Source organism: Klebsiella ornithinolytica (assembly GCF_030505655.1).
GTDB classification, from domain to species: domain Bacteria; phylum Pseudomonadota; class Gammaproteobacteria; order Enterobacterales; family Enterobacteriaceae; genus Klebsiella; species Klebsiella ornithinolytica.
The window spans coordinates 343285-368711 of sequence record NZ_CP130153.1 but is presented as its reverse complement, the minus strand read 5'-3'; the positions used below and the strand labels follow the sequence as shown (position 1 = coordinate 368711).

General features: G+C 55.5%; 23 protein-coding genes. 7 read left to right on the top strand and 16 right to left on the bottom strand.

What is annotated here, in order from left to right; translation table 11 throughout:
* Nucleotides 1-183: 183 nt before the first annotated feature.
* The 3 genes from gntR to Q1L34_RS01665 form a co-directional block, all read right to left on the bottom strand.
* Nucleotides 184-1179 carry a gluconate operon transcriptional repressor GntR gene (gntR, locus tag Q1L34_RS01675; RefSeq protein WP_004868533.1) on the bottom strand — a complete coding sequence of 332 codons (996 nt, stop codon included), beginning with the start codon at nt 1177-1179 and terminating at the stop codon, nt 184-186.
* 113 nt (nt 1180-1292) lie between these two features.
* A complete protein-coding gene (gene yhhW, locus Q1L34_RS01670) occupies nt 1293-1988 on the bottom strand; it encodes a quercetin 2,3-dioxygenase (protein ID WP_004868535.1) in 696 nt (231 codons plus the stop codon).
* A 121-nt stretch (nt 1989-2109) separates the two neighbouring features.
* A complete protein-coding gene (locus Q1L34_RS01665; protein ID WP_004868536.1) occupies nt 2110-3147 on the bottom strand; it encodes an oxidoreductase in 1038 nt (345 codons plus the stop codon).
* Nucleotides 3148-3503: 356 nt separating this feature from the next.
* On the opposite strand from Q1L34_RS01665, the gene yhhY reads away from it, so the two are divergent.
* A complete protein-coding gene (gene yhhY / locus Q1L34_RS01660; RefSeq protein WP_160873408.1) occupies nt 3504-3980 on the top strand; it encodes an N-acetyltransferase in 477 nt (158 codons plus the stop codon).
* Between the two features lie 97 nt (nt 3981-4077).
* Here the strand turns inward: yhhY and ggt are convergent, their stop codons facing one another.
* On the bottom strand, nt 4078-5820 hold the full coding sequence (gene ggt / locus Q1L34_RS01655; protein WP_004868538.1) for a gamma-glutamyltransferase: 1743 nt from the start codon (nt 5818-5820) through the stop codon (nt 4078-4080).
* Nucleotides 5821-5939: 119 nt separating this feature from the next.
* Here ggt and Q1L34_RS01650 point away from each other — a divergent pair, with 119 nt between their 5' ends.
* On the top strand, nt 5940-6263 hold the full coding sequence (locus Q1L34_RS01650; RefSeq protein WP_004868539.1) for a DUF2756 family protein: 324 nt from the start codon (nt 5940-5942) through the stop codon (nt 6261-6263).
* Nucleotides 6264-6281: 18 nt separating this feature from the next.
* Here Q1L34_RS01650 and ugpQ read toward each other — a convergent pair whose 3' ends face one another.
* The 5 genes from ugpQ to ugpB form a co-directional block, all read right to left on the bottom strand.
* Nucleotides 6282-7022, bottom strand: a complete 741-nt coding sequence (gene ugpQ / locus Q1L34_RS01645; protein ID WP_004868540.1) for a glycerophosphodiester phosphodiesterase — start codon at nt 7020-7022, stop codon at nt 6282-6284.
* Nucleotides 7019-8089, bottom strand: coding sequence for a sn-glycerol-3-phosphate import ATP-binding protein UgpC (locus Q1L34_RS01640; protein ID WP_004868541.1), 1071 nt, complete (start codon nt 8087-8089; stop codon nt 7019-7021). Before Q1L34_RS01640 ends, ugpQ begins: the two co-directional genes overlap by 4 nt.
* Before the next feature lie 269 nt (nt 8090-8358).
* Nucleotides 8359-9204: a sn-glycerol-3-phosphate ABC transporter permease UgpE gene (ugpE, locus tag Q1L34_RS01635; RefSeq protein ID WP_004868542.1), complete on the bottom strand. Its 846-nt coding sequence runs from the start codon at nt 9202-9204 to the stop codon at nt 8359-8361.
* Entirely contained in the window at nt 9201-10088 is an 888-nt protein-coding gene (gene ugpA, locus Q1L34_RS01630) for a sn-glycerol-3-phosphate ABC transporter permease UgpA (RefSeq protein WP_004868543.1), read from the bottom strand. The genes ugpE and ugpA overlap by 4 nt, the downstream gene beginning before the upstream one ends.
* A gap of 106 nt (nt 10089-10194) precedes the next feature.
* Nucleotides 10195-11511, bottom strand: coding sequence for a sn-glycerol-3-phosphate ABC transporter substrate-binding protein UgpB (ugpB, locus tag Q1L34_RS01625; RefSeq protein ID WP_004868544.1), 1317 nt, complete (start codon nt 11509-11511; stop codon nt 10195-10197).
* 271 nt (nt 11512-11782) lie between these two features.
* Between ugpB and Q1L34_RS01620 the strand changes: the two genes are divergently transcribed.
* The 4 genes from Q1L34_RS01620 to Q1L34_RS01605 all read left to right on the top strand — a co-directional run bounded on the left by Q1L34_RS01620 (nt 11783) and on the right by Q1L34_RS01605 (nt 16636).
* Nucleotides 11783-12550, top strand: a complete 768-nt coding sequence (locus Q1L34_RS01620; protein WP_327204344.1) for an IclR family transcriptional regulator — start codon at nt 11783-11785, stop codon at nt 12548-12550.
* A 228-nt stretch (nt 12551-12778) separates the two neighbouring features.
* Nucleotides 12779-13678 (top strand): dihydrodipicolinate synthase family protein, encoded by a 900-nt coding sequence (locus tag Q1L34_RS01615; RefSeq protein ID WP_015585595.1) that lies wholly within the window; start codon nt 12779-12781, stop codon nt 13676-13678.
* Nucleotides 13679-13696: 18 nt separating this feature from the next.
* Nucleotides 13697-15007 carry an MFS transporter gene (locus tag Q1L34_RS01610; RefSeq protein WP_015585594.1) on the top strand — a complete coding sequence of 437 codons (1311 nt, stop codon included), beginning with the start codon at nt 13697-13699 and terminating at the stop codon, nt 15005-15007.
* Nucleotides 15008-15040: 33 nt separating this feature from the next.
* Nucleotides 15041-16636 carry a UxaA family hydrolase gene (locus tag Q1L34_RS01605; RefSeq protein ID WP_064359881.1) on the top strand — a complete coding sequence of 532 codons (1596 nt, stop codon included), beginning with the start codon at nt 15041-15043 and terminating at the stop codon, nt 16634-16636.
* 44 nt (nt 16637-16680) lie between these two features.
* Here the strand turns inward: Q1L34_RS01605 and livF are convergent, their stop codons facing one another.
* The 5 genes from livF to livK are packed head-to-tail and all read right to left on the bottom strand — an operon-like array spanning nt 16681 to nt 21524.
* Nucleotides 16681-17394 (bottom strand): high-affinity branched-chain amino acid ABC transporter ATP-binding protein LivF, encoded by a 714-nt coding sequence (gene livF, locus Q1L34_RS01600; protein WP_004868545.1) that lies wholly within the window; start codon nt 17392-17394, stop codon nt 16681-16683.
* A gap of 2 nt (nt 17395-17396) precedes the next feature.
* A complete protein-coding gene (gene livG, locus Q1L34_RS01595; protein WP_004868546.1) occupies nt 17397-18164 on the bottom strand; it encodes a high-affinity branched-chain amino acid ABC transporter ATP-binding protein LivG in 768 nt (255 codons plus the stop codon).
* Complete coding sequence (gene livM / locus Q1L34_RS01590) at nt 18161-19438, bottom strand: branched chain amino acid ABC transporter permease LivM (protein ID WP_004868547.1); 1278 nt, start codon at nt 19436-19438, stop codon at nt 18161-18163. Before livM ends, livG begins: the two co-directional genes overlap by 4 nt.
* Entirely contained in the window at nt 19435-20361 is a 927-nt protein-coding gene (gene livH / locus Q1L34_RS01585) for a high-affinity branched-chain amino acid ABC transporter permease LivH (protein WP_004868550.1), read from the bottom strand. The genes livM and livH overlap by 4 nt, the downstream gene beginning before the upstream one ends.
* A gap of 53 nt (nt 20362-20414) precedes the next feature.
* The gene (gene livK, locus Q1L34_RS01580; RefSeq protein WP_004868551.1) at nt 20415-21524 is read right to left on the bottom strand and encodes a high-affinity branched-chain amino acid ABC transporter substrate-binding protein LivK; all 1110 of its coding nucleotides are present in this window, start codon (nt 21522-21524) and stop codon (nt 20415-20417) included.
* A gap of 422 nt (nt 21525-21946) precedes the next feature.
* Between livK and panM the strand changes: the two genes are divergently transcribed.
* Nucleotides 21947-22330 carry an aspartate 1-decarboxylase autocleavage activator PanM gene (gene panM / locus Q1L34_RS01575; RefSeq protein WP_004868553.1) on the top strand — a complete coding sequence of 128 codons (384 nt, stop codon included), beginning with the start codon at nt 21947-21949 and terminating at the stop codon, nt 22328-22330.
* Between the two features lie 420 nt (nt 22331-22750).
* On the opposite strand, the gene livJ is transcribed toward panM, so the two are convergent.
* Together livJ and Q1L34_RS01565 are read right to left on the bottom strand one after the other, a co-directional pair.
* A complete protein-coding gene (gene livJ / locus Q1L34_RS01570) occupies nt 22751-23854 on the bottom strand; it encodes a branched chain amino acid ABC transporter substrate-binding protein LivJ (RefSeq protein ID WP_015585591.1) in 1104 nt (367 codons plus the stop codon).
* A gap of 257 nt (nt 23855-24111) precedes the next feature.
* Nucleotides 24112-25356, bottom strand: coding sequence for an aromatic amino acid transport family protein (locus tag Q1L34_RS01565; protein WP_004868557.1), 1245 nt, complete (start codon nt 25354-25356; stop codon nt 24112-24114).
* Nucleotides 25357-25427: the final 71 nt, after the last annotated feature.

The following is a 25427-nucleotide window of genomic DNA, read 5'->3' as shown; positions in this document are numbered from 1 at the left end:
CTTCCTCCCACTGGACACATATACGAAGCCGTACTGGCTGCAAGAATACAGCGTGAAGACTCGTATACCGATTGATTGTTACGGGTAACTGTTATCGGTAACATTGTCATGCCGGACTTAGCGATAAGCAATCACCATTCGTGCCAGGAATGAATATGTGTGATCTACTTCAAACTTGTCAGTCTAAATTGATCCGCCCGGTGACAATGTGAAACCTAAATCTAACATCTTCGGCGTCACGACTTCACCCCGAATACGGGCCAGCAGCCGTTCGGCACCAATGCGTCCCATTCGCTCACGCGGGGTCAGCACGCTGGCCAGTCGGGGCTCCATCACCTGACCAATATCATGGCCGTGGAAACCGGCGATCGCCATATCGTCCGGAATTTTCAATCCCAGGCGCTGACACTCAAAGGCGGCACCGACCGCAAGGTCATCGTTGGTACAGAAGATGCCATCGAGCTGCGGATATTCGCGACGCGCCTGGCGCATCAGCTCTATCCCTGACGAATAGGACGAAGATTGTTCAACCATCACGCTATACGGCGTCATGCCGGCATCGCGCATCGCCTGTTCGTAGCCCTTTTGCTTGATGATAGTACGTTCATCAAGGCGCGCCCCCAGATAGGCCACGTGGCGATGGCCGCGGGCAATAATTGCGGCGGTCATCTGGCGTGCGGCATCAAAGTTATCAAAACCGACGGCGATATCGAGGCACGGCGACTGACTGTCCATCAGCTCAACCACCGGGATACCGGCAACTTCGATCATTTTCAGCGTGCGAGGGGTATGGGTACGTTCGGTGAGAATCAGGCCATCAATGTTCCATGAGAGCATGGATTCGAGACGCTTTTCTTCCATTTCCGGCTTATAGCCGTAGTGCGCGAGCATCGTCTGGTAGCCGAAGGCATCGGTGACGCTTTCAATCCCACGCAGCACTTCCGAGAAGACCTGGTTGGTCAACGAGGGCAGCAGCACACCAATGGCGCGGCTGGTGGCATTAGAGAGGATATCAGGCGCACGATTGGGAATATAACCCAGTTCATCGAGAGCAGCGGCAATCTTGCCACGCAGGGCCTCGGAAACCTGTTCCGGGTTACGTAAAAAGCGACTGACCGTCATTTTGGTCACGCCGACAAGATCGGCTACATCCTGCAGTACGGGTCTTTTCTTTTTCATCGTCCTGACTGTGATAACGGGGAGACATTTTCCCAGTTTATCACGGACAAAGCGCAACCTTCCCAAACATCCGGGAAGGCTGCGCAATTTATTTAAACATCTTCAGAACTGAATCAGACCGGCGGCAGATCGAACAGCAGGATCTCGCTATCGCTGTCGGCGTGTACGGAAATCGCCTGCTCGTCCCAAATCGCCAGGCCATCGCTGGTGGTCGCCTTGGTACCGTTAATCGTCACCTCGCCTTTCACCACCTGGATCCACACGCGGCGTTCCGCGGCAATCTGATGCACCGACTGTTCATCTTTCAGCAGCGCCCAGCGGTACAGTTCCATATCCTGGTGCACTTTCAGTGAACCGTCACGGGCATCCGGCGACAGAACCAGCTGTTTGCCCTGCAGAGCATCAAAGCGACGCTGTTCGTAGCGCGGAGTGATGCCGTTTTCTTCTGGCATAATCCAGATCTGGTACAGATGCAGTTTTTCTGTATCGCTTGGGTTGTACTCGGAGTGACGAACCCCGGTACCTGCGCTCATGATCTGGAACTCGCCCGCCGGAACCTGCTCTTTGTTACCCATGCTGTCCTGGTGTTCAACCGCCCCTTCCAGCACGTAGGTCAGGATTTCCATATCTTTGTGCGGATGGGTACCGAAGCCCTGACCGGCATCAATCACGTCATCATTGATAACCCGCAGCGCCGAGAAGCCCATAAAGTTCGGGTCATAATAGTTAGCGAAAGAGAAAGTATGCCAGGAATCCAGCCAGCCGTGGTTAGCGTGACCGCGTTCATTAGCTTTGCGTAAGTAGATCATGTTGCACCCCCGTATGTTTTCGATAGAGTCAGTGTGGACTCAATCTGCTCACGATCATAGAGGGTGAAAATTGACTCCTCTGTTCAAAAAATATGAATGACTACAAAGGAGCCAGGAAGGCTTATTTATCTAAGGTTATCGTGGCCGGAGAGGGCTGTTCAAACCCGCGCCCGAGGATCTCCATATTCGTGAGAACGTCAGATTCCTTGACGTAATTTGGCTGACCGTTAACGAGGGTTTCATACAGCGCATCATAGACCCGCCCATAGTCGCCGGTTTCAATTGGGATCTCTTCCCGCACGGTTTCACCCGCCTCATTGACGTACTCCAGCAGGCCAAACGTATCGTCCGCGCCGAATCCTGGCTCACCCGGCATAATATTGGCTTTCAGGCTGGTTTCCTGCCGATCGATACCATATTTGATAAAGGAGCCTTTATGCCCGTGGACGGTAAACCTCGGGTACGCCAGCTTCACCAGGTGGCTGGTTTTGGCAATGGCCTTCAGGTCGCCGTAGAACAGCTGGGCTTCAAAGGTGTCATCCGGATTGGCTTTGTTGCGCAGGCTGCGGATGTCATAAGCCACGTGGTCCGGGCGGCCAAACAGCGAGATGAGCTGATCCAGCGTATGCACACCAAGACCGTAAAATGTTCCATCCTGCGGCACTCCGGGCTGTGTTTCTGCCACCGGGCGATAGAGGTCAAAATGGCTCTCAACCTCCACGATCTCGCCCAGTTTGCCGCTCTCAATCACCTTTTTCATCGTCAGGAAACAGGAATCAAAGCGGCGGTTCTGGTATGGCGTCACCGTCAACCCCCGGCTCTTCGCCAGCGCAAAGAGCGACTTTGCCTCAGCTAGCGTGGAGGTAAACGGTTTTTCTACCAGCACATTTTTACCGGCCTCCAGCGCCCGCTTTGCATATTCGAAATGGCTGTCCGCATGAGTACAGACAATCACCAGTTTTACCTGCGGGTCGTTGAGCACATCGTCGAGATCGCTGGTGAAATGAATATGAGAATACTGCGGCGCCTGCTCCTGCGGCTTCGCGCTGCGGCGATAGATATGCGCGACGTGCCAGCGGTCTTTGCGGTGCAGAACATAAGGAAGATGGTAGCGGGTGGTGCTTTTGCCAAACCCAATAAACGCGCAGTGCAGAGTCATAAAGCCGTCCTTTGTTGAGGTTTCTGCTGCTAACCATAGCGCACCCCGGCGACGAACTTAACTCTTAACCTATTCAGGATGGTGGAAATGTCCGGCAAAAAAGCCAAAAAAAAAGCCAGCACCTGGCTGGCTAAAGTAATACTGGAAGCAATGTGAGCAATGTCGTGCTTTCAGGCTTTCCGCAAGGGTCTCCCTGAATGCAGGACAATAATAATCATTCTCATTCGCACTTGTCTACCTCTTTTTGCAAAAATTAGCCGTTGACGCATTTTTTAAAGTCAGGGATGTTTAAAAGGCCAATAAAGGGGATCAAGACCGCGATGCCGCGGCACAGGAGAAGAGAAATGAGTGACATAGTGATACGCCACGCTGAACCGCGCGATGCAGAACCTTTACGCCAGCTGACGGCCCACCCGGAGGTCTATCACGACACACTACAACTTCCTCATCCCTCGATGGAAATGTGGCAAGAACGTCTACAGCCCAGGCCACACAGCCACCATCTGGTCGCCACTCTTGACAATGGCGTCGTCGGTCACCTGATGCTCAGCGTCGAGCCGCGACCTCGCCGGAGCCACGTTGCCACCTTCGGAATGAGCGTTGACGCAGCGTTCCACGGGCGTGGCGTGGGCAGCGCGCTGATGCGCGAAATGATTAACCTGTGCGATAACTGGCTGCGGGTCGAGCGCATCGAATTGACGGTATTTGCCGATAACGCCGCCGCCGTTGCCGTCTATCGCAAACACGGTTTTGTCGTCGAAGGGACCGCGCGGAAGTTTGCCCTGCGTAACGGCGAGTATGTGGATGCGCATTTCATGGCGCGCCTCAAGTAACCGCTAAATATGGCCCGGTGGCGCCACGCCAGCCGGGCCCGTGATTCTGCATCATCTGTAGGCCGGGTAAGGCGTCAACCGCTACCCGGCACATCAATCAGTATCCCGCCGTCAAATCACCGGGCGAGCGCGGATCGGACGCGCCATACAGCGTCCCGTCCGGGCCGACCATAATGCTCTGGGTACTTCCCATCGCCTCTTTCAGCGCCACTTTCTGCCCTTTCTGCTCCAGCAGCTTCAGCGTATCCGGGCTAAACCCCTTCTCCACCCGCAGCTCATCCGGCAGCCACTGATGATGGAAGCGCGGCGCGTTGGTGGCTTCCGCCACGTTCATACCGAAATCGATGGTGTTGACCACCATCTGCAGTACGGTGGTAATGATGCGGCTACCGCCCGGACTGCCGGTCACCAGCCAGGTTTTCCCCTCCTTCACCACGATAGTCGGCGACATCGACGACAGCGGACGCTTTTTCGGCCCGACGGCGTTGGCATCACCGCCCACCAGCCCGTAGACATTCGGAACGCCCGGTTTCGCCGAGAAGTCATCCATCTGGTTGTTCATCAGTATCCCGGAGCTACCCGCCACAATACCGGTCCCGAAGGTAGTATTCAGCGTATAGGTGACCGCCACCGCGTTACCCTCTTTATCCACCACCGAGAAATGGGTGGTCTGGTTACTTTCATACGGTGCCAGCTTGCCCGGACGAATCTGGCTCGAAGGTTTGGCTTTGTTGATATCAATCTGTTCAGCAATCGATTTGGCGTAGGCTTTGTTGGTTAGCGCCTGCCACGGCACTTTGACGAAGTCCGGATCGCCGAGATACTCCGAACGGTCGGCATAGGCATGTTTTTCGGCTTCCGCCATCACCTGCATGGCGTCTGCACTGCCGAAGCCATATTTATGCATGTCGAAGTTTTCGAGGATATTGAGGATCTGTACGATGTGGATCCCCCCGGACGAAGGCGGTGGCATCGAAAACACCTGATAACCGCGATATTCGCCGCTTATCGGCGTACGCTCGACTGCCTTGTAGCCGGCAAGGTCGGCTTTGGTGATCAGGCCGCCGTTTTTGTGCATTTCGTCGGCAATCTGATCGGCAATCGCCCCTTTATAAAACGCATCCGGGCCATGCTCCGCGATCAGCTCAAGGCTTTTGCCCAGCTGTTTTTGCACCAGCTTGTCACCTTTCTTCAACGGCTCGCCGTTTTTCCAGAAGATGGCTTTACTGTTCGGGTGACTGGGGATGACTTCACTCCCGTAGGTCTTCAGATCGTCGGCCAACGCATCGTTCACCGTGAAGCCCTCTTCCGCCAGCTTAATCGCCGGACGGATCACCTTGTTCAGCGGCATGGTGCCGTATTTTTCCAACGCTAATGAGAAGCCTGCCACGGTGCCCGGCGTACCAGAAGCCAGATGTGAAGTGAGCGATTTTTTGCTATCCGGGTTGCCCTGATCATCAAGGAACATATCCCGGGTGGCCTGCTCAGGCGCCATTTCGCGAAAATCAATCGCCGTCGTTTTACCGTCTTTGGTACGCAGCATCATAAACCCGCCGCCGCCAATATTACCGGCCTGTGGATGCGTAACCGCCAGCGCATAGCCCACGGCCACCGCGGCATCGACGGCGTTGCCCCCCTGACGCAGAATATCCACCCCGACGCGGGTCGCCGTCGCATCTACCGAGGCCACCATCCCCTCCCGGGCACGAACCGGGTGAAAGACATCTTCTTCGACACCATAAGAAACGGGCGGCGGGGTGGGATTTGCGCTGACGGCAAAACTTCCGCCGGCCAGCAAAGCAGCGATGACCACCTGACGCCAGGAACGCGTGTTTATCATTGTCTTACTCCTGAAGTGTTTTTTTCCCCGCTTAAGCCTGGTTGATAAGTCCTAAAAAATCATTGTTATGCTGAAAAGGAGGTACACTTAAGTGATCCCACGCACGGGAGGAGAGAACCATGAAAGCACTATTATTTCTGGCGGCGCTGCTGCCGCTGAGCGTCCTGGCGCAGCCACTCAACACCACCAATAATCCCAATCAGCCGGGGTACGTCATCCCCAGCCAGCAGCGGATGCAAAATCAGATGCAGGTGCAACAGCAGCAGCACCAGAGCATGCTGAAGCAGGATATGCAGAGCCAGACGCGCGCCCAGCAGCAGCATCTCCAGACGCAGCTCAACAACAACCAGCAGCGGGTCATCCAGAGCGGTAATTTGAATTCGTCCCAGCAGATGTTGCCGAATAATAACGGAGGGATGTTGCAACGGCAGACGACACCATAACGGCCGTCTGCCGAAGGATCAGGCGTGGAAGTCAGGACCGATGACATCAATGGCATCGGTACAAATGCAGTCCACGCCCCAGCGCAACAGCTCAGCCGCCCGCTGGGGTTTGTTGACGGTATAGACGAGGATGTGCAGACCCGCGGCTTTCAGGCTGGCCACTCGCGACTCATCCAGCAGTTGATGGTTAAGGTGGATCGAAACGCACGCCAGGCGCGTGGTCAGCTCGCGCCAGTCCTCACGCCACTCATCCAGCAGCAACCCGCGCGGCAGCTCAGGCACCGCCTGCTGCGCCGCCTCCAGCGCGTCAATGTCGAACGATGAGAGCAGCGGCGGCGTCATACCTTGCCACAGCTCCCGGGCCGCCAGCGCCACCGCTTTCCCGGTGAGCGGTCCGGTGCCGGTTGTGGGTTTAATCTCGATATTCGCCATCATGCCGTGCTGACGACAGCGTTCGGCAACCTCGGCCAGCAGCGGCAGCGGCTCGCCTTTGAATTCATGGCTATACCAGCTGCCGGCATCGGCTTTCAGCAGTTCGCTCCAGGCCAGCTCGCCGGCGACGCCCCAGCCGTTGCTGGTGCGCTCGAGATTGTCATCATGCAGCAAAAAAATCTGTCCGTCTTTCGACAGCTTGGCGTCAAACTCGATCATCGTATGCCCGAAACGGGCGCCGACGTCGATGGCCGCCAGGGTGTTTTCCGGCGCCAGTTTCCCGCCGCCACGATGGGCGACGATGTGAGGATAAGGCCAGTGACTCATGCGCGTTGTCCTGTTTCACCATCAAAGAGGTGCAGATGATCCTCGGGCAGATGCAGCCACAGCGTGCTGCCTGCTGACGGACGCTGCTGATGCGGCAGCCTGACCACCAGTTTCTGCTCGCCCCAGCGACCGTGGGCAAGGTTATCGGCACCTAAAATTTCCAGCGTATCCATCACCAGCGGTACGCCACCTTCCGCCTGGGAGCTTAATGCAAAATGCTCCGGGCGGATACCTAACGTCATCTTACGCCCGGCATGGCGGCGATGCTCGCCATTCATCGGTAAACGCAGACCGCCTTCCAGCTCAAAACGATGACCATCTTCGCTGACGCGCCCGTCTAGCAGGTTCATCGCCGGGCTGCCAATAAAGCTCGCCACAAAGCGGCTGGCCGGCTTCTCGTACACCTCGACGGGGGTGCCAATTTGTTCGGCAATGCCTTTGTTCATCACCATCACCCGCTGGGCAAGCGTCATCGCCTCCACCTGGTCATGCGTGACGTACAACGAGGTGGTTTTCAGACGACGATGCAACTGCTGAAGTTCAAGACGCATCTGGACGCGCAGCTTGGCATCGAGATTCGATAGCGGTTCATCAAACAGAAATACCGCCGGGTCGCGCACGATGGCGCGGCCCATCGCCACGCGCTGGCGCTGGCCGCCGGAGAGCTCGCGCGGGCGGCGCTTGAGCAGGCCATCCAGCTCCAGAATACGCGCCGCTTCCTGCACCCGCTCGGCGATCAGGCCTTTGCCCATACCGCGTATTTTTAGCCCCCAGGCCATGTTCTCTTCCACGCTCATGTGCGGATAAAGCGCGTAGTTCTGAAACACCATCGCGATCCCGCGATCCTTCGGCTCCATCTCGGTGACGCGCTGGCGGTTAATCCAGATGTCGCCGCTGGTCACGCGTTCAAGCCCGGCAACCATGCGCAGCAGCGTTGATTTCCCGCAGCCGGACGGTCCGACCATAACGATAAATTCCCCGTCCGCGACGTCCAGCGTCAGCGGTTGAATGACCTGGGTTTTGCCATCCCAGCTTTTGGTTACTGCCTGTAGTTTTAAACCTGCCATAAAAGGTTGTATCCCTTGATTGTTCATGAACGTCGCTGGCGGCTATTTTTGCTCGGGGCAAGGCGCAAGCGTCGCAGTTTGGTGGGCCCAAATAAGACGCGAGTAACGCGGTACCGGGCAAAAATGGCCCCAGCCCTTCGGGACGCGTGCCGAAACCGCGTACTCTGCGTTGTCGGATTTGGACATAGGCCCACTATGTCCATCATCCTCCACCTTGATTACGCGGTTTCGGCTCAGCGTCGACGCCACGAACAATCAAGGGATACAACCTACTTCTCACTGTCCACTAAACCACGCACAAACGCACGCTGCATGGCTAAAACGATAACAACCGGGGGAATCAGCGTCAGCAGCATCGCCGCCATCACCTGGTTCCACTGGGTGGTGCCTTCTCCGGTGGCGATCATGCCTTTGATACCCGCCACTGCGGTGCCAAGATTCACGTCCTGAATAATCAACAGCGGCCACAGATACTGGTTCCAGCCGTAGATAAAGGTGATAACAAACAGGGCCGCGAGATTGGTTTTCGAGAGCGGCAGCACGATGTCGCGGAAAAAGCGCATCGGTGAGGCGCCGTCGATACGCGCCGCTTCGATCAGCTCGTCCGGCAGGGTCATAAAGAACTGGCGGAACAGGAAGGTGGCGGTCGCGGAGGCCATCAGCGGCAGCGTCAACCCGGCATAGCTGTCGAGCATCTTCAGATTGGCGATCACTTCCACGGTGGGAAAGATACGTACCTCAACCGGCAGCATCAGGGTAATAAAAATCATCCAGAAGAAGAGGTTACGCAGCGGAAAGCGGAACCAGACGATGGCGAACGCGGAGAGCATTGAGACCACGATTTTCCCGACCGTGATACCGAAGGCCATGATGAAGCTGTTGAGCATCATCAGCCAGAATGGCGCGCTGTTCACGCCAACGCCCTGGGTCCAGATGGTCGCCATATTTTCCAGCAGATGTCCGCCGGGAATCAGCGTCATCGGCGTCTCAAAAACGGCTTTGTTATCCAGCGTCGCGGCAACAAACGCGACATACAGCGGGAACAGGATGACGGCGATCCCCGCAATCAGCATGGTGTGGCTGAAAATCGTCAGCCCGCGACGGTTCTCAATCATTGGTAGCGCACCTTACTTTCAACGTAGCGGAACTGAACGACCGTCAGCACAATCACCAGGAACATCAGAACCACCGACTGGGCGGCGGACGCCGACAGGTCGAGCCCGGCGAAACCTTCGCGATAGATCTTATAAATCAACGTAGTGGTCGCCTGTACCGGGCCGCCGGCGGTGGCAGCATCGATCACCGGGAAGGTATCGAAGAAGGCGTAGACCAGGTTGACCACCAGCAGGAAAAAGCTGACCGGCGCAATCAACGGCAGCGCCAGTTTAAAGAAGCGGCGAATCGGCCCGGCGCCGTCAATGGCGGCAGCCTCAACCAGCGAGCGCGGGATCGACTGCAATGCAGCGAAGAAAAACAAAAAGTTATAGCTGATCTGCTTCCATACCGAGGCAAAGACCACCAGGAACATTGCCTGGCCGCTGTTCTGCGCATGGTTCCAGTCATAGCCCATCTCGCCGAGGAAATGGGTTATCAGTCCACGGCCGGGGTTAAAGAGGAAAATCCATAATACCGCCGCCACCGCTGGCGCCACGGCATAGGGCAGCAGCATCAGGGTTTGATAAAAGCGGCTGCCGCGCACGACATAATCCACCAGCGCAGCAAAGAACAGAGAAATCATCAGCCCGCTGAAGGTCACCAGGCTACTGAACTTAATGGTGGTCCAGAACGAGTCCAGATAGTACGGGTCGTGGAACAGGGTCACGAAGTTGTCCAGGCCAACGAACTGGCTGGAAAGACCAAACGGATCGACGCTCTGGAGTGAGTACCACAGCGCTTCGCCCGCGGGCCAGATAAAGAAAATAATGGTGATAATCAGCTGCGGCGCGACCAGCACATAAGGCAGCCAGCGCGAGCGGAATACCGGACGGGATGATGACATTGAGATTGGGTTCCTGAACAATGCCGGGTGGCGGCTACGCCTTACCCGGCCTACATAGGGCACATCGTAGGCCCGGTAAGCGCAGCGCCACCGGGCAAGTTACAGATTACGATTTGGTTGCTTGCTCGAAGCGGCGCAGCAGCTGGTTACCACGTTGTACCGCTGAATCCAGCGCCTGTTGTGGCGTTTTCTTCCCGGTCCACACGCTTTCCAGCTCCTCATCCACAATGGTGCGGATCTGCGGCATGTTGCCCAGACGCAGCCCTTTGGTGAACGGCAACGGTGGCTTGTTCAACATCTGACGAGTGGCAATATCCGCGCCTGGATTCTTATCGTAGAAGCCCTGCTGGCGGGTCAGGTCATAAGCGGCGGTGGTAATCGGCAGGTAGCCGGTTTTCTGATGCCATTCCGCAGCGATTTCCGGTTTAGCGAGGAATTCCAGGAATTTCGCCACCCCGGTGTAAGTCTCTTTATCTTTACCCTGCATCACCCACAGGCTGGCCCCGCCGATAATGGCGTTCTGCGGCGCGCCCTTCACGTCGGCGTCGTACGGCATCATCCCCACGCCGTAGTTGAACTTCGCGTACTGGCGAATATCGGCCAGCGAACCGGAAGAGGCGGTGGTTATCGCGCAGTCCCCGTTATAGAACTTCTCGGTGGACTCATCTTTACGCCCGAAGTAGCTGAAATCGCCCTTCTTGTTCATCGCTTCCAGCATGGCGATATGCTTGACCTGCTCCGGCTTGTTGAACTCCAGTACCGCATCGGTACCGTCAAAGCCGTTGTTTTTGGTCGCCACCGGCAGGCCATGCCAGGCGCTGAAGTTTTCAATCTGAATCCAGCCCTGCCAGCCGCTGGCGTAACCGCACTTCATCCCGGCGGCTTTCAGCTTATCGGTATAGGCTGCCAGCTCCTGCCAGGTTTTCGGCGGCTGCTCCGGGTCTAAACCGGCTTTTTTGAAGGCGTCTTTGTTGTAGTACAGCACCGGTGTGGAGCTGTTAAACGGCTGGGAGAGCAGATGGCCGCTTTTGGAATCGGTGTAGTAACCGGAAACGGTCGGGACGAACTGCGATTCATCAAACTTAATACCCGCATCGCTGAACACCTGATATACCGGCTTAATGGCCTTCGAAGCCATCATCGTCGCAGTACCTACTTCATAAACCTGAAGGATCGCCGGCGCATTACCGGTACGGAATGCCGCAATGCCGGCACTCAGGCTCTGTTCATAGTTACCTTTGTACACCGGTGTAATTTTATAATCCGGATTGGCCGCGTTGAAACGTTGCGCCAGAGAATCAACTTCTTTACCCAACTCCCCTTCCATGGAATGCCAGAACGGAATATTGGTCACTGCCAGCGCCTGACCGGCACATGCCAGGCTGAGCGCCAGTCCTAAAGCTGTATGTCGTAACGATATCATCGGTTATCTCTCTTGTTGTTCCAGATGCGCGATTTCACGCGTTTTATGTTCGCGGGGGTAACATGACATGCTCGAATGACAGAAAAATAACTATTGCATTACAAAAATATTACAATAAATTGGCAAAAACATGATGAAACGGTGAAAAAAAAGTGGCAGGGAAATGGCAAGGGAAAAAGAGAGGCGGCGCAGACTACAGATAAAGGGGGATCTGTAGTTAAATAGAGTGCGTTAAAGAGCACTCTACGGCGAGCCGTCAAAAGGAAAAAATATGAAGACGCTTCATAAACCTACCGAGCGCGTTTTGCTCATTCTGGAAACCTTAGCCAACGCGGATGGAATGACGCTTTCCGAGCTATCGCTCAAAACGGATATCGCCAAGGGAACCATTTTCCCGATCCTCAAATCACTGCAGTATCGCAAATATATCAGTCACGACGCTCGCAACGGGATTTACACTCTGGGGATCTCCTGCGCGGTTCTGGCCAGCTCAACGGTGGAAAAAGAGTTCTGGCTGAAAACGATCAATAGCGAAATGCACGCGGTGGTCAATGAATGCAACGAAGTTTGCCAGCTCGGCATTCTGGATGACGCCTGGGTACTTTATGTTGATAAAGTCCAGGGCGATCAAACCGTGCAGCTGGTCTCTAAGGTAGGAACTCGCCTTCCGGCGATCTGTTCCGCCCTGGGCAAGGCGCTGCTGCATAAACATCGTGACGAAGAGATACTGGAGCTCTTTCCGCAGGGTTTTCCTTGCGTTACCGCCCGCAGCGTAACGAATATGGCCCAGCTTCGTCAGCAGCTGGATATGGTCGCCGCCAACGGTTATGCCATGGACGATCGGGAAATCAACGACGATACCATCTGCTTCGCCGTCCCCCTGCAGCAGAAAGGCATTATTCTGGCGGCGATCAGCGTCTCATTGCCTTCTTTCCGCGCCAGCGATGAAAAAACGCAGCAGGTTATTCATGCGCTAAAAGAGGCCAAGGGTCGTATCGAAAGCGTGCTGAATAAGCTGCCTGATATTAAAAATTACTGATTTATTTGCCAACGGCGCCTTCGGAATTGTGATTACCCACACAATGCCGATATTTAATGATCCACCGTGGCGCCCGACTATTCTGCATAATTCCCCATCTATTCATTGAGTTAATCAATTATCCGCACGACTTTGGCGCCATTTGACTTCACGTCGATGGCGTGTTTACTTATGCTTAATCGCAAATACAGACGCTGTTTGTATATACGAACAACAAAGAGGTTTAATATGCAAAGTCGTTACATCACCCCGGCAATAACGGTTTTTGATGAGCAGGGCAGGCTGGATCCTGAAGGCAACTTTCGCCTGTACGATTTCATTAAAAGCAGCGTATCGGGATTTGTCGTCATGGGTAGTACCGGTGAGTTTTTCTCGCTGGATATGAAAACATCCCGTCAGGTCATTCAAATGGCGGCAGAGTTCCCGCGCGAGGGAATAAAGGCCTATGCAGGTACCAGCCGCATGGATATTGACGAGTGCGTAGAGCTGGCAAACTATGCAGATGAGTGCGGACTGGATGGCGTCATGATTATCAGCCCGTGGTACTTCCGCCTGACTGATGAAGGCATTTATACATTTTATAGCCAGATAGCTCGCCGCACCGCCGCCAAAATATTTATTTATAACTTCCCGGAACGTACCGGCTATTGCGTCTCGCCAGAGGTCTGTTTACGACTCGCCAGAGAGTTCCCAAACATTGTCGGTCTTAAAGACACCATTCCGGACACCAATCATACGTCGCAGGTGATTCGCCAGGTAAAATCTGAACTACCGTATTTTGAAGTCTATGCCGGTTATGACAATAACTTCGCGCACAATGTCCTGGCGGGGGGCGATGGATGTATCGGCGGGTTATCCAATATTTGCCCTGAAATATTCCGCGACTGGATGCAGGCATTTAGCGATAACGATTTGCAGAAAATTTCGCGGTATCAGCAAAAAGTGGATGGGTTAATGGATATTTACGCGGTTAACGATCCGTTCATTCCAACATTTAAAAAAGCGCTACAGCTGCGCGGAATTATTCAGTCCGACCGCTGCACGGCACCGTTTAGCTCGCTCGCCACCTGCCAGACCGAAAGTATTCTGCGGATACTTTCCCGCGCTGGTATTGAAATTAATGCCTGACCCCCACGCGGAGGTATTATGAAAACCATCACAGCTTACGACAATCCGGCCCTCAATTCCGCGATTACCAAATCATGGAAGCGCCTGGTGCCACTGATGTTTATTTTGTACTTCATCGCCTTTATCGACAGGGTGAACGTGGGATTCGCCAAAGAGGCGATGCAGGTGGATATTGGGCTCTCCAATTCCGCCTTCGCCCTCGGGGCGGGGATCTTTTTCGCCGCCTATGCGCTGTTTGGCATTCCTGCGAACCTGATTCTGAATAAAATTGGCGCGCAAAAATGGTTAAGTATCACCACCGTTCTGTGGGGCGTCCTCTCTGCCCTCACCGGACTGGTACAGACGGAAACCCAGTTTATTGTCCTGCGCTTTTTACTGGGATTAGGCGAAGCCGGTTTTTATCCCGGTATTCTGCTGCTGGCCTCCATCTACTTTCCCAATAAAGTTCGCGCATCCGTAGTCGGTATCTTCGTACTCGGCGTACCGCTGGCGCTGACCTTAGGCTCGCCCATCTCCGGCGCGCTTCTGGAAATGCACGGCTTCCTCGGTAAACCCGGCTGGTTCTGGATGTTCTTCATTGAAGGCATTCCGGCGGTCATCATGGGGATCTTCGCCTGGTTCTGGCTCGACGATACGCCGGCCAAAGCGCGCTTCCTGAACGAAGAAGAGAAAAAGGCGCTGACTGCCCAGCTACAGCAGGAGCAGAGGCAGACGGAAACCAGCAGCGTCGGTACCGCGCTGAAAAGCCTTAAAGTCTGGCACCTGGCGCTGATCTACGGCACCATCCAGATCAGCGTGTACGGACTGATGTTCTTCCTGCCTTCGCAAGTCGCCTCGCTAATGGGTTCCACGCTCGGCTTTAAAGAGTCGCTGGTCGCCGCCATTCCATGGGCCTGCTCCGCCGTCGGCGTCTATTACATTCCGCGTCTGGCGGACAAAATGCCGGCTCGCCGGGTACTGATTTCGGTCATCTGTATGCTGGCTGCGGCGCTGGGGCTGTTTGTTTCTGCCTGGTCCGGCCCGGTGCTCGCCATTGCCGCGCTGTCGCTGTCAGCCATCGGCTTTCTCTCCGTGCAACCCATTTTCTGGACTTTCCCGGCGCAGATTGTGTCAGGCTCGGCGCTGGCCGCCAGTATCGGCTTTTGCACCACCATGGGCGCGTTTTGTAGCTTCCTGGCGCCGCTCATTCGCGTTGAGGTCGATACCTTCTTCGGCAACGATTCGGCGGGCCTGGTCGCACTGTCGCTGATTACCATCTGCTGTGCGCTGCTTATTGCCGCTCTTGCCGGCAGAAAAGCGACAAACGGCGTTGCGGTCACTCATCACTAAGTCCTGATGCGCCTATAACAAAGGATAAATAACATGCAGACCATCTTAAAGATTGACCCTACTGATAACTTAATCGTTGCGCTGCAGGACTTACGCAAAGAACAGCGGGTTCACTGGAACGATGAGGCCTACGTTCTGCGTAGCGATGTCAAAGCCAAACATAAATTTGCCACCGAGGATATTGCGCCCGGCGATATCGTTTCACTGTACGGCGTACCGGTCGGTAAAGCGACGCGCCCCATCACCCGGGGCGAAGCCATCACAACGGAGAATATCAAACACTACGCGGCCCCGGTTACGCTTGACGATGTCGCCCCCTATGACTGGCAGCAGCCGGATGTTTCCGCCTGGCAAAAGCGGACGTTTAAGGGAATCGTGCGTGAAGATGGCCGGGTCGCCACCGCGAACTACTGGCTGGTCATTCCGCTGGTATTCTGTGAAAACCGCAACGTTCAGCGCGTCACCGATGCGTTGAACGACGCCCTTGGCTACGCCAATAACGGCCTGAAAAATTTTGCTCGCCAGGTGACATCGGCAGGGGCTTTAAACGATACCCGGCATCTGCCCTTTCCGCATCTTGACGGTATTCGCTGTATTACCGTTAATTCCGGCTGCGGCGGCGCCACCTCGGACAGCATGACGATGTGCGACGTGCTGGCCGCCTATTCCGATCATCCCAACGTTCTTGGCGTGACGGTTTTTGCTCTCGGCTGTGAAAAAGCGCGAATTGTTGATTTCAACGCCGCGCTGGCGAAGCGTAACCCAAACTTCAGCAAACCGATTATTTACTTCAGGCAGCAGGACTGGAGTAGCGAAGAAAAAATGATGCAGGATGCGTTGACCGAAACCTATAACGCGATCCGCGAAGCCCCCGTCGCCGAGCGGCAGGACGTCCCGCTCTCCCATCTGAAAATCGGCGTCAAGTGCGGCGCTTCTGACGGGTTCTCGGGGATCAGCGCAAACCCGGCGATGGGCGAAGTGTCAGACCGCCTTGTCGCCCTCGGCGGCGCGTCGGGGCTGGCGGAATTCCCCGAGCTGTGCGGCGCGGAAGGGGATATCGTTCAACGTTGCGCGACCCGCGAACTGAAAGAGAAGTTTCTGTCGCTGATGAAAAACTATGAGCATGTCGCGAACTTCTTCGGCACCACCATCGCCGATAACCCCAGCCCGGGAAACATTGCCGATGGGCTGATCACTGACGCGATAAAATCCGCCGGCGCGGCGAAAAAAGGCGGCAGAGCGCCGGTTAGCGCGGTATGCGACTATGCCGAACCGATGGGAGAAAGCGGCCTTTCGCTGGTCTGCACGCCGGGCAACGATGTGGACGCGGTAACGGGCCTGGTCGCGGCCGGGTGCAACGTGGTGATCTTCTCAACCGGGTTAGGTACGCCGACAGGGAACCCTATCGTTCCGGTTCTCAAAGTTTCAACCAACACCGCGCTGGCAAAAAAGATGCCGGATATTATCGATTATGACTGCGGGCCGATTATCGAAGGTACGCCGCTGGCGGATATCGCTGACGGCCTGTTCGAGAAAATCATCGCCACCGCCAGCGGAAGCTGGCGTACCAAAGCGGATGCGCTCGAACAATATGATTTTATGCTGTGGAAACGCTCTCTGGAGCTGTAGGAGCCAAGTAAAACGCCCGGCAGATGCCGGGCGTTTTATCTTCACTATCCGCCCAGATAGGCGCTACGCACCGCCTCGTTAGCCAACAGCGCATCGCCGGTGTCTTCCAGCACGACGTGGCCGTTTTCCAGCACATAGCCGCGGTCAGCCAGTTTCAGCGCCTGGTTGGCGTTCTGCTCGACAAGGAAGATGGTCATCCCCTGCTCGCGCAGCTGTTCGATGGTGTTGAAAATCTGCTGGATGATGATCGGCGCCAGTCCCAGAGAGGGCTCATCAAGCAGCAGCAGGCGCGGCTGGCTCATCAGCGCCCGACCAATCGCCAGCATCTGCTGCTCGCCGCCGGACATGGTGCCCGCACGTTGAATACGGCGCTCAAGCAGGCGCGGGAACAGTTCATAGACCCATTTGATGCGGGTCTGGAACTGGTCACGGTCGGCAAAAAAACCGCCCATCGCCAGATTCTCCTCAACGGTCATACGCGAGAAGACGCGCCGCCCTTCCGGGACAATCGCCACCGCTTCGCGCATGATTTTCGCGGTCTGCCAGTCGGTAATATCCTTACCGTCAAACACCACCTTCCCGCTGCTGGCGCGCGGGTCGCCGCACAGGGTACCCAGCAGCGTGGTTTTCCCCGCGCCGTTGGCGCCAATCAGGGTCACGATTTCCCCCTGATTAATATGCAGACTGACGTTATGCAGCGCCTGAATCTTGCCGTAGTGGGCGCTTACGTTGTCAAAAGATAACATCACTTTTTCCATACTTATGCCTCACCAAGGTATGCGCGGATCACGTCCGGGTTATTGCGGATCTCTTCCGGCGTACCGTTAGCCAGCGGCGTGCCCTGGTTTACCACATAAATACGATCGGAAATGCCCATCACCAGCTTCATATCGTGCTCAATCAGCAGGATGGTGGTGTTGTGATGACTGCGCAGCTCGGCGATCAGCTCGTCCAGCTCTTTGGTCTCTTTCGGGTTCAGACCCGCAGCGGGTTCATCCAGCATCAGGATTTCCGGCTGGGTGACCATGCAGCGGGCAATCTCCAGACGCCGCTGGTCACCGTAGGCCAGATTGCTCGCCTGACGGTTCGCATGTTCCAGCAGGCCGATACGCTCAAGCCAGGTAGCGGCACGATCCAGGGCTTCGCTCTGCGCGCGACGAAAGGCCGGGGTTTTCAACAACCCGGAGAAGACCCCGGTTTTCAGCTGCTGATGTTGCGCCACCAGCAGGTTTTCAATCACCGTCATTTCGCGGAACAGACGCACGTGCTGGAAGGTACGAACAACGCCCATCCGGGCGATTTGCTGACCCGGCAACCCTTCCAGGTGCTGATCGCGCAACATGATGGTCCCGCCGGTCGGCTTATAAAAACCGGTCAGGCAGTTGAAGACCGTGGTTTTCCCGGCGCCGTTAGGACCGATCAGCGACACGATCTCCTGTGGGTGCAGCTCCAGCGACACGTTGTTGACCGCCAGCAGGCCGCCAAAGCGCATCATCAGGCCGCTGACGGATAATAATGGCTGACTCATGCCTGCTCTCCTTTCGCCTGACCTTTTTTCAGCTTCAGCTGCGGACGCGTCATCGGCAGCAGACCCTGCGGACGCCAGATCATCATCAGTACCATCAACCCACCCAGCATCAGCATGCTGTATTCGTTGAAATCACGCATCAGCTCGCGCGATACCACCAGCAGCACCGCGGCGAGAATCACCGCAAACTGCGAGCCCATTCCACCCAGAACCACAATCGCCAGCACGAAAGCCGACTCGGCAAAGGTGAAGGATTCCGGACTGACAAAGCCCTGGCGCGCGGCGAAGAGCGTACCGGCAAAGCCGGCAAACGCGGCGCTGATGGTAAAGGCGGTCAGCTTGATGCGCGTAGGGCTAAGGCCCAGCGAGCGGCAGGCAATTTCGTCTTCACGCAACGCTTCCCATGCGCGTCCCAGCGGCATACGCAGCAGGCGGTTGATCACAAACAGCGACAGCACGACCAGCAGCAGCGCCACCAGGTAGAGGAAAATCACCCGATCGCCCGGGTCGTACTTCAGGCCAAAGAAGTTACTGAAAGTATCCCAGCCGCCTTCGCGGGCGCTGCGGCTAAACTCAAGGCCAAACAGCGTCGGTTTTGGAATCTGGCTGATGCCGTTGGGGCCACCGGTGATTTCGGTGTTATTAAGCAGCAAAATACGGACGATTTCGCCGAAGCCAAGCGTGACGATCGCCAGATAGTCGCCGCGCAGACGCAGTACCGGGAACCCCAGCAGGAAGCCCGCGGCTGCGGATACCAGCCCTGCCAGCGGCAGACAGGTCCAGAAGCCAAGACCGTAATAGTGGTTCAGCAGCGCAAAGGTGTAGGCACCGATGGCATAGAAGCCGCCATAACCCAGCACCAGCAGACCGGACAGCCCCACCACCACGTTAAGCCCGAGACCGAGAATGATATAGATCATGGTCAGCGTGGCGATATCCACCGTCCCGCGCGACACCATAAACGGCCACGCCACGGCGATAACCAGCAGTGCGAGCAGGAACAGCTTCTGCTTGACCGTCGAACCGTCGATGGCCGGCATAATAAACTTCGGCCCGGAGACGTTTTTCAGGGTTTTCTGGAACAGCGGACGCATCAGCTGGAAGAAGAAGACCACCGCGGTGCCGATGAAGATCCACTGCCAACGGATATCGGCTGCGGTATCCACCACCAGTTTGGTGCCGTCCAGCTCCAGCTGCACACCCATAAACACGCCGGCGAGGACAAAGAACATCGCCGCGGACAGCAGCGACATAGCAATATGCATCGGTTTCATACTTTCTCGACCTCCGGACGACCCAGAATGCCGGTAGGCATCACCAACAGCACCAGAATCAACAGGGCAAAGGAGACGACGTCTTTATATTCCGTACTGAGGTAGGCAGACGAGAGCGCTTCGGCGATGCCCAGAATCAGGCCACCGATCATCGCGCCAGGAATGCTGCCGATGCCGCCCAGTACCGCAGCGGTAAAGGCTTTCATCCCGGCCATAAAGCCGATATACGGGTTGATAACGCCGTAGAACTGGCCCAGCAGTACGCCCGCGACCGCCGCCATTGCCGCGCCGATAACAAACGTCAACGCAATCACCCGGTCGGTATTGATACCGAGCAGGCTCGCCATTTTGAGGTCTTCTGCACAGGCGCGGCAGGCGCGGCCCATGCGTGAATAGCGGATAAACAGCGTCAGTGCCAGCATCGCAACAAAAGTCACGACCCAAATCACCAGCTGCATCGTGGTGACGGTGGCGGCGAAGTTTTCGCTGCTCCCGATAATCCACTGGCCGTTAAACAGGCTCGGCAGCGCGATATCGCGCGAACCTTCCGTCAGGCTGACGTAGTTTTGCAGGAAGATCGACATCCCGATGGCGGAAATCAGCGCAATCAGGCGCTTGGAGCTGCGCACCGGTCGGTAGGCCACGCGTTCAATGCTCCAGCCGTAGGCGCTGGCGATAATAATCGCCCCGATAAACCCGGCGGCCACCAGCAGCCAGCTGGTATCAATCCCCATCATCATGAGGGCGGCGATGATCATGAAGGAGACGTAGCTGCCAATCATGTATACCTCGCCATGGGCGAAGTTAATCATGCCGATAATGCCGTACACCATCGTATAGCCGATGGCGATCAGCGCATAGGTACTGCCCAGCGTGACGCCGTTAAACATCTGCTGCAGAAAGTAGAGAAACTGCTCGGACATAAGGTAACCTTTTTCATGCCGCCCGCTTCACACGGGCGGTGGGATAACGCATCTTATTTTGCGACAGAGGATGATCCATCCGCATGCCACTGGAAGACACCAAACTCAAATCCCTTCAAATCGCCTTTTTCGTCCCAATTCAGCGGCCCAATCACGGTTTTCGCCCCGTGAGCTTTCAGATCTTTGATTAAGTCCAGCGGCTCCTGGCTGCTGCTCCTGTCCATCGCCTGCGCCAATGACTGCACGGCAGCATAGGTGATCCAGACATACGGACCGCTCGGATCTTTCTTCTCTGTTTTCAGCGCCTCAACGATAGCGCTGTTCGCCGGATCCTGGTCATAGCGTTTCGGCATTGTTACCAGCATGCCTTCCGCGGCTGCGCCGGCAATATTTGACAGCGACGCGTTGCCGACACCTTCGGGTCCCATAAAGACGGTTTTCAGCCCCACGGAGCGAGCCTGACGCAGCATTTGCCCCATTTCAGGGTAGTAGCCGCCGTAATAAACGAAGTCGATATTTTCTTTTTTCAGGCGTGCCAGCAGCGCGGAGAAATCTTTCTCTCCGGCGGTGATGCCATCAAAGAAGACGATATTCGCCTTGCCTTTCTTCAGGCTCTCCTGTACGGATCGCGCCAGACCTTCGCCATACTGCTGTTTGTCATGGATGATGGCGATACGCTGCGGTTTCACTTTTTCCAGGATGTATTTGGCGGCGGTCGGCCCTTGTGCGGAGTCCAGGCCAGCGGTACGCATGATGTACTGATAGCCGCGTTGGGTCAGTTCCGGGTTCGTCGCGCCCGGAGAAATCATCAGAATACCTTCATCTTCATAGATATCGGACGCCGGCTGGGTAGAAGAGGAACACAGATGGCCGATAACGTACTTGATGCCTTCATTAACAATTTTGTTCGCTACCGCCACGGCCTGTTTCGGGTCGCAGGCATCGTCGAACTCAACGCCAACCAGCTTATCGCCTTTAATTCCGCCCTGCGCGTTAATGTCTTTAATGGCCTGCCGCGCGCCGTTGAACTCCATGTCGCCCCACTGAGCTACCGGGCCGGACATCGCACCGACCACGGCAACTTTAATATCCTTAGCCATGACCGCGTGAGACATCGTCAGTGCAACGAATCCCGCAATAATGGTTTTTGCGTTCCTTTTCATGCTTCAGAACCCCGTTCGTGATGTGGTGTAAATATTTTGTATTTTTATGGTTAAAAAGCATTCTGTGCTTTTATTAAACAACGCTACTTTTACCATTATCTTTAATGGTTTAGCGATGTTTTTTGCCTGAATTGAGATTAAAATCTCTATTTTTCAGGCGATTAAGCAAAGATAATATTCTGTATTAAAGCGAAGATAAACAAAAAAAAGTCCTCTTCACAGCATAAAATAACGATACATAAGGCGGAATAAAACGCTGCACATTAGGTTAAAATTCTGCTTATTTTTCGATCCATGACGGATTGCTCTAATCTGCACTCGCCAGAAGAACGAATCCCCTAATGAATGGATAAAAAACAGCGCCCCTTCCGACAGCAAATTTGGGTACACTGCCCCATCCGTTTTGACTGGACTTGTCGCGCATGAAACTGACCATTATTCGATTACCACTTTTCAGCGATCAGGATCGCATTGACTTAGGGAAAATCTGGCCGTCGCAGGATCCCGACGATATCCCTCTGGACGATCGTCACCGAATTTACGCCGCCCGCTTTAACGAGCGTCTGCTGGGTGCCGTGCGCGTCACGCTACGTGGCAATGAAGGCGAGCTCAGCGCGCTGTGCGTACGCGAAGTCACTCGTCGGCGCGGCGTCGGGCAGTATCTGGTGGAAGAAGTGCTGCAAAGAAATCCAGAAATCGGTCGCTGGCGGATGGCCGATACCGGAATTGAAGACCACCGCGTCATGTCAGCGTTTATGCAAGCGCTAGGCTTCAGCGCCCGGGACGGCGGTTGGGAAAAGCATTAAAAACAAAGCGGTCATTGATTTAACCGGGAATCTCCGTTTTTCATGGCAACAAAGCAGCCATTGATTTAACCGGGAATCCCCGCGTTTCATGGCAACAAAGCAGCCATTGATTTAACCGGGAATCCCCGCGTTTCATGGCAACAAAGCGGCCATTGATTTAACCGGGAATCCCCGCGTTTCATGGCAACTAAGCGGCCATTGATTTAACCGGGGATCTCCGTTTTTCATGGCAACTAAGCGGCCATTGATTTAACCGGGAATCCCCGCGTTTCATGGCAACAAAGCGGCCATTGATTTAACCGAGAATTTCGCGCTACAGGCAGGCGGCAAGCTGTGAAATCCCCGGGAGCTTACATGAGTAAGCGACCGGGGTTGAGGAGCGTAGCCAACGCACCTGTAGCGTGAAAGGCGAAGGTTAAATTATTTGGCGTCGGTCGCCGTGCCATCGGCATGCCAGGTAAACACGCCGAACTCGAAGCCTTTCAGGTCGCCTTTCTGATCCCAGGAGAGCGGCCCCATAACGGTATCGACAGAGTTGGCCTTCAGGTATTTCGCGATCGCCGCCGGGTCTTCGGACTGATTCAGGCCCGCCTGCAGCGACTGAATTGCCGCGTAGGTTGTCCAGACGAAGGCGCCGCTCGGATCCTGTTTCTTCGCTTTGATCGCGTCAACAATCGGTTTGTTCGCCGGGACCTGGTCATAGTTCTTCGGTTTCGTGACCAGCATGCCTTCCGCAGACTGACCGGCAATGTTAGACAGGGAGACGTTGGCGACGCCCTCCGGTCCCATAAACTGCGTTTTCAGACCTGCCGCGCGGGACTGACGCAGAATCTGCCCCATTTCCGGGTGGTAGCCGCCGTAATAGACGAAGTCGATGTTTTCTTTCTTCAGGCGCGCAACCAGGGTAGAGAAATCTTTCTCCCCGGCGGTGATGCCGTCAAAGAACACCACGTTAGCGCCGCCCTTCTTCAGACCATCCTGCACCGCACGCGCCAGACCTTCACCATATTGCTGTTTGTCATGCACGATAGCGATGCGCTGAGGTTTAACCTTCTCAATAATGTATTTCGCCGCCGTCGGCCCCTGGTCAGAATCGAGACCGGTGGTACGCAGAATCATTTTATAGCCGCGGGCGGTCAGCTCCGGCGCTGTCGCAGCCGGGGTGATCATCAGAATGCCTTCGTCTTCATAGATATCGGACGCCGGCTGGGTAGAGGACGAGCACAAATGGCCGATAACGTACTTAATGCCATCGTTAACCACCTTGTTGGCGACGGCCACCGCCTGTTTCGGGTCGCAGGCATCATCATATTTCACGATCTGCAGCTTATTGCCTTTGATCCCACCCTTCGCGTTAATATCGGCAACCGCCTGCTCAGCACCGGTAAACTCCTGGTCACCGTACTGTGCCACCGGGCCAGACATCGCGCCAACCACGGCAATTTTGATATCTTCCGCCAGCGCGGCATTGCTCATAATTAAGGCGATACATCCTGCCAGTAGCGCTTTACCCTTCATGTTCATCCTGAGGCTCCCCATTATTATGGTTTTTTGCATTTGTTGTGATGTTGTTTGTTAGCGCATTATTCTAATTTAAGTCATAAATAAAGCATATGACATCTACTTTTAGGTCTGCCGCCTGCGCTTTTGCAGCACACTATGCTAAACATACCGCCATTCAGGAGAATTTGAAATGACAAAATTGCGGGTTATGTAACAGATAAGTGACAAATAAAAAACCGCGTCAGGATGAACCGGACGCGGTGGAGTCAGGCGCCAGATTACCAACCGGCGGGCAGGTAGCCCAATGCGGAAGCTATCGCGTAAACGGCGCTACACAGGTAAAGCAACACAATGAAGGTCTGGATCAGCGGATGGGTTATCAGCGGCGGACAGCTCCAGCCTGGCGTGATATCACCGCGCTGCCGGGCGCCTTTGAGCATCAGAATCGGCATGATGGATAAAATCACGCCGCTAAAGACGCCGGCAAAATAGAGTGCATTCACAAACGACACCATGCCGCTGTATGCCAGAATAAATGGCGGGATGGCCACGATAGTCAGCACCATCAGGCGCTTGCGCGGTTGCTCATCGTTGCCGAGGCGGAACTGATCGAAAATATTCGTCAGGAAACTTCCCCCCAGACCCCAGTAAGAAGTCAGCATCGCACACAGGGCAAACAGGTTAGCGGAGAAAAAGGCCCACTCACCGAGCGCCCTGCCCCAGGAGATCGTCGCCACGTCGGAAATATTATCCAGCCCGCTCAGGGCGATCACCGACAGCGGGACCAGCGCCAGCAGGCAGAAAGTCAGCCCCATTCCCACCATAATGGCTTTCGGCAATTTCTCCGGCTTATCCGCAAACCCGCGGGCCATTTCCGGAACGATATACTGCGCCGAGAAACAGAATGCGACCACGTTGAACACCGGCACCATATACAGCCAGTTGCCGTCGAGCAGATAGCGGACCTGGGTCGTCTCTTTGAGCAGCGTCGCCGCCACCAGCACGGCGATCATGACCACCATGCCGATACTGATGAATTTTTCACCTCGCCCGATGGCCTTCAGCCCGAGATAAAGCACGCCTGCCGCCGGGATAAAAAAGAGCGCGCTCCCCAGCGCCGGAGAGATACCGAACAGCGAATGCAGCAGCTTACCGCTTCCGGTCATATAGGCCGTCAGCGCGCCGATGCTGTTCACGCAAACCGACAGGAACATCATCAGCGCCCCGAAGCGCCCGACATAGCGATGCGACAGCCCGCTCAGCTGTAAATGCTTACGGGTGCGCAGCGTCGATTCTGCGACATACAGCATGGTGACCGTCGTCAGGCTGCCGACCACCACCAGCCAGAACAACAGCGGTAAAAAGCCGGCCTTGCTGGACGCATAGGCGATAGACAGAACCCCGGCACCGATATTGGTGCCGACGATCATCGAGACCCCTTCCACGAAGCTAAGGGATTTTGCAGGTACAGCGGTACGCTCCCGGCTCGTGAGAACCGAGGAAAAGGTGGAATGTTCAGACATAATATTTTCCGTTTTATTCCGGCGACAGGCGCCGCCGAAAAAAAGGTGATATCAGGGTGATAAACCACTCA

Coding starts and splice junctions, on each gene's coding strand:
- gntR (WP_004868533.1), bottom strand. CDS start 1,179: ATGAAAAAGAAAAGACCCGTACTGCAGGATGTAGCCGATCTTGTCGGC.
- yhhW (WP_004868535.1), bottom strand. CDS start 1,988: ATGATCTACTTACGCAAAGCTAATGAACGCGGTCACGCTAACCACGGC.
- Q1L34_RS01665 (WP_004868536.1), bottom strand. CDS start 3,147: ATGACTCTGCACTGCGCGTTTATTGGGTTTGGCAAAAGCACCACCCGC.
- ggt (WP_004868538.1), bottom strand. CDS start 5,820: ATGATAAACACGCGTTCCTGGCGTCAGGTGGTCATCGCTGCTTTGCTG.
- Q1L34_RS01650 (WP_004868539.1), top strand. CDS start 5,940: ATGAAAGCACTATTATTTCTGGCGGCGCTGCTGCCGCTGAGCGTCCTG.
- ugpQ (WP_004868540.1), bottom strand. CDS start 7,022: ATGAGTCACTGGCCTTATCCTCACATCGTCGCCCATCGTGGCGGCGGG.
- Q1L34_RS01640 (WP_004868541.1), bottom strand. CDS start 8,089: ATGGCAGGTTTAAAACTACAGGCAGTAACCAAAAGCTGGGATGGCAAA.
- ugpE (WP_004868542.1), bottom strand. CDS start 9,204: ATGATTGAGAACCGTCGCGGGCTGACGATTTTCAGCCACACCATGCTG.
- ugpA (WP_004868543.1), bottom strand. CDS start 10,088: ATGTCATCATCCCGTCCGGTATTCCGCTCGCGCTGGCTGCCTTATGTG.
- ugpB (WP_004868544.1), bottom strand. CDS start 11,511: ATGATATCGTTACGACATACAGCTTTAGGACTGGCGCTCAGCCTGGCA.
- Q1L34_RS01620 (WP_327204344.1), top strand. CDS start 11,783: ATGAAGACGCTTCATAAACCTACCGAGCGCGTTTTGCTCATTCTGGAA.
- Q1L34_RS01615 (WP_015585595.1), top strand. CDS start 12,779: ATGCAAAGTCGTTACATCACCCCGGCAATAACGGTTTTTGATGAGCAG.
- Q1L34_RS01610 (WP_015585594.1), top strand. CDS start 13,697: ATGAAAACCATCACAGCTTACGACAATCCGGCCCTCAATTCCGCGATT.
- Q1L34_RS01605 (WP_064359881.1), top strand. CDS start 15,041: ATGCAGACCATCTTAAAGATTGACCCTACTGATAACTTAATCGTTGCG.
- livF (WP_004868545.1), bottom strand. CDS start 17,394: ATGGAAAAAGTGATGTTATCTTTTGACAACGTAAGCGCCCACTACGGC.
- livG (WP_004868546.1), bottom strand. CDS start 18,164: ATGAGTCAGCCATTATTATCCGTCAGCGGCCTGATGATGCGCTTTGGC.
- livM (WP_004868547.1), bottom strand. CDS start 19,438: ATGAAACCGATGCATATTGCTATGTCGCTGCTGTCCGCGGCGATGTTC.
- livH (WP_004868550.1), bottom strand. CDS start 20,361: ATGTCCGAGCAGTTTCTCTACTTTCTGCAGCAGATGTTTAACGGCGTC.
- livK (WP_004868551.1), bottom strand. CDS start 21,524: ATGAAAAGGAACGCAAAAACCATTATTGCGGGATTCGTTGCACTGACG.
- panM (WP_004868553.1), top strand. CDS start 21,947: ATGAAACTGACCATTATTCGATTACCACTTTTCAGCGATCAGGATCGC.
- livJ (WP_015585591.1), bottom strand. CDS start 23,854: ATGAACATGAAGGGTAAAGCGCTACTGGCAGGATGTATCGCCTTAATT.
- Q1L34_RS01565 (WP_004868557.1), bottom strand. CDS start 25,356: ATGTCTGAACATTCCACCTTTTCCTCGGTTCTCACGAGCCGGGAGCGT.